Annotated in this window: 4 protein-coding genes and 1 pseudogene; all 5 read right to left on the bottom strand. The window is 57.9% G+C overall.

Going from position 1 to position 1,951, the window contains the following annotated elements:
• The coding region (locus tag ACRESD_RS11000) for an aldehyde dehydrogenase family protein (protein WP_431750934.1) at window positions 1-213 on the bottom strand (213 nt) is incomplete at its 3' end.
• Between the two features lie 323 nt (window positions 214-536).
• Window positions 537-851 carry a RebB family R body protein gene (locus ACRESD_RS10995; RefSeq protein WP_078731054.1) on the bottom strand — a complete coding sequence of 105 codons (315 nt, stop codon included), beginning with the start codon at window positions 849-851 and terminating at the stop codon, window positions 537-539.
• Window positions 852-901: 50 nt separating this feature from the next.
• On the bottom strand, window positions 902-1,216 hold the full coding sequence (locus ACRESD_RS10990; protein ID WP_248752006.1) for a RebB family R body protein: 315 nt from the start codon (window positions 1,214-1,216) through the stop codon (window positions 902-904).
• An 82-nt stretch (window positions 1,217-1,298) separates the two neighbouring features.
• On the bottom strand, window positions 1,299-1,610 hold the full coding sequence (locus ACRESD_RS10985; RefSeq protein WP_431750933.1) for a hypothetical protein: 312 nt from the start codon (window positions 1,608-1,610) through the stop codon (window positions 1,299-1,301).
• A gap of 40 nt (window positions 1,611-1,650) precedes the next feature.
• A pseudogene (locus tag ACRESD_RS10980) lies at window positions 1,651-1,951 on the bottom strand (hypothetical protein); the annotation flags it as partial.

Below are 1,951 nucleotides of genomic sequence, written 5' to 3'. Positions count from 1 at the left end.
GTCCTTGGCGGTGAGTGCACGCCAGGCCGGCAGGGCCTTGTCAGCTGCTTCAATGGCGCGACGGGTTTCGGCGGCGCCCATTTTTGGCACGGTACCGAGGATTTCGCCGGTAGCGGGGTTGTTGACCTTGATCGTTTGACCGTTGTCCGCATCGACCCAAGCGCCATCAATAAAGGCTTGCTGGCGGAACAACTGGGTGTCTTTGAGCTGCATGTCGGCTTTCCTTAACAGCACCGCGCACGCGCGGAGCGAATTAGAGTTGTTGAAAGGCGCCTTGAGGGCTGCCGTCAGGGAAATCATTCACTGGGCGCAAGCACGTAAATAGCGCACGAAAGGACAAATGTGCGGTTCAGCACCCAGGCAGGAGCGTTTGAAATCTCAAACGAATCCTAGGATCAATGGGGGTGCAGGGCAATAGTCTGTTCGAAAAAAAGAACGAAAACCGCGTATTTCGCCCACCTTTCGGATCAAGCGTACAAACGACGACACCCCCGGCGCCTTTCGGGCGACGGGGGTGTCGGGGGAGCGGTGGCTGTTTAGGATTGGAACGATTTGAGGATGGTCAACAAGCTGGTCAGGTTGTCGGCTACGCCGCCCTGGGCAACTTTTTCGGTGGCTGCGGCGCCAGCGGTGGTGTCGACGCTGTAGATCTGCATCACGCCTTGGTTGGTGGCGGCCTGGGCCAGGGTGTTTTGCTGCTGCTGGGCCGAAACCGAGTTCTGGAACAGGATCGCCGTGGCCTGGCCCATGGATTGGTAAATCGTGCTCATGGCCATCGCTGGCGACTCGGCAACGACCTTGACGTTGGTTTGGGTGACGGCATCGGTGATTTGCGGGCTGACTGTGCTCATGGGTGGAACTCCTGGTTTGAGAAAGAACAACATCCGTTATCGCTCAGTGCTTAAGCCTGGAAGGACTTGAGCACGGTCAACAGGCTGGTGAGGTTATCCGACACGCCGCCTTGGGCGACTTTTTCGGTAGCCGCCGCACCGGCCGTGGTATCGACGCTGTAGATCTGCATCACGCCCTGGTTGGTAGCCGCCTGGGCCAGGGTATTTTGTTGCTGTTGGGCTGACACAGCGTTCTGGAACAGAATCGCCGTGGCCTGCGCCATCGATTGGTAGATGGTGCTCATCGCCATCGCTGGCGATTCGGCCACCACTTTGACGTTGGTCTGCGTGACCGCGTCGGTGATTTGTTCGTTTACAGTTGCCATGATCAATTTCCTTATTTAGTACACGGTGCATTCCGTGTTCATGAATGAACGTTGCGAATCAGGCGCTGTGAAGCATGTGGGTTCAAGGTTTCGCAGCAGCGGCCAAGGCAGCTTCAATCTGCGTGATTAACCCTTGGATCAGTGCCTGCACTTCCTTGCGTTGCGCATCCCTGTCCGGGGAAGCGCCGTCCAACACTTGACGTATCGCAGCCTCACGTTGCTCCGCTGCTGCTGTGAGCGCTTGCTCATTGACCTTCGACTGCTCAAGCACCTGGGTGGCGCGCTTGAGGGTCTCGTCAACGATGGCTTGGGGCGCTCCGGCGAAGACCTGCGGGTTACGCAGCATCGCTTCGAGCCGTTGGCGATCTTCGTTGGACAGAACGGGTGGCTGCATTTCGACCTCCTGAGGCATTGCCTTGACCGTGACGGCGCCGCTAAAGCCGCACCTCAACGTTGTCCTGCCAGAAGCCAGAGAAGTAGAAGTACGGTGAGGAATCACAGAACGTTGCCAACTCTGCAGGCGTGATAGCGCTCGGTTGGTTACCGAAAATGGCAGGCGGTGGCGGCACGAGGTTGGCCTCGTTATAGAGATTGCCGACCTCATAGCAGTTGGCTGCAAATTGTGAGCAGAAGGAGCTGCTGCCGATGTCGATCGACTCATTGATTCGCGTCACCAGGCTGGTGTCGGACGTCCAGCGCCGGAAGGCCGAAATCATGGCGCTCCATACGCTGTAG

The organism is Pseudomonas sp., from assembly GCF_050739995.1.
Lineage (GTDB): Bacteria > Pseudomonadota > Gammaproteobacteria > Pseudomonadales > Pseudomonadaceae > Aquipseudomonas.
The sequence above is the reverse complement of the archived record's forward strand: the minus strand, read 5'-3'. Positions and strand labels throughout refer to the sequence as shown.

What these genes read in the sequence shown, in the direction of transcription:
- ACRESD_RS10995 (WP_078731054.1), bottom strand. Translation starts at nt 851, where the DNA reads ATGAGCACAGTCAGCCCGCAAATCACCGATGCCGTCACCCAAACCAAC.
- ACRESD_RS10985 (WP_431750933.1), bottom strand. Translation starts at nt 1,610, where the DNA reads ATGCAGCCACCCGTTCTGTCCAACGAAGATCGCCAACGGCTCGAAGCG.
- ACRESD_RS10990 (WP_248752006.1), bottom strand. Translation starts at nt 1,216, where the DNA reads ATGGCAACTGTAAACGAACAAATCACCGACGCGGTCACGCAGACCAAC.